This window comes from Vibrio penaeicida, assembly GCF_002933855.1.
GTDB classification, from domain to species: domain Bacteria; phylum Pseudomonadota; class Gammaproteobacteria; order Enterobacterales; family Vibrionaceae; genus Vibrio; species Vibrio penaeicida_A.
This window is the reverse complement of record NZ_BFAQ01000061.1, coordinates 4967-5451: the sequence shown is the minus strand read 5'-3', so window position 1 is coordinate 5451 and position 485 is coordinate 4967. Positions and strand designations below refer to the sequence as shown.

Sequence of the window (485 nt, the reverse complement as noted above, 5' to 3'; positions counted from 1 at the left end):
GTGAATTTAGTGTTTAAGGCGTCATGCAGCGGCTTGGTTTGTGCGTTGTCTGCGGTTTAAGCTGGCGTTATGTAACAGGTGCACTCTATGATAATTACGGGCTCAACTAGAGATCATGAGATTGAAAAGCTCAATTTAACTAAAGCTTTATTGAAGCTATCAAAAGGTGAGTTTGTGCATGATGATCTTGAGTTTAGATGTAATACTTTAATGTATTCTCTCGATACTGAGGACTTTTCTCCAAATGGTTTAGATGTAGTTCCTCTTTGGGAAGGCGAGTCGTCGATAACAGGGTTCTATATACACGAGTTAAAGCCAATTTTTATAACTTATAATATTGACGAAATCGACTCTCCTAAAAAAATTGGTAACTCTATCAGTGATTTAATTGACTATTTAGCCGTGGAATACGGTGAAGATGAGGACGAGCTGAAATTGCTTTTGTCCCAATAAGTAAGGTACATAACAAAAGCTTCAAACCGACA

Annotated in this window: 1 protein-coding gene; it reads left to right on the top strand. The window is 37.5% G+C overall.

Annotation, left to right across the window (positions count from 1 at the left end; genetic code table 11):
• Positions 1-87: 87 nt before the first annotated feature.
• A complete protein-coding gene (locus tag VPNCDNU1_RS27440; RefSeq protein WP_104403324.1) occupies positions 88-453 on the top strand; it encodes a hypothetical protein in 366 nt (121 codons plus the stop codon).
• Positions 454-485 lie beyond the last annotated feature (32 nt).

What these genes read in the sequence shown, in the direction of transcription:
- VPNCDNU1_RS27440 (WP_104403324.1), top strand. Translation starts at nt 88, where the DNA reads ATGATAATTACGGGCTCAACTAGAGATCATGAGATTGAAAAGCTCAAT.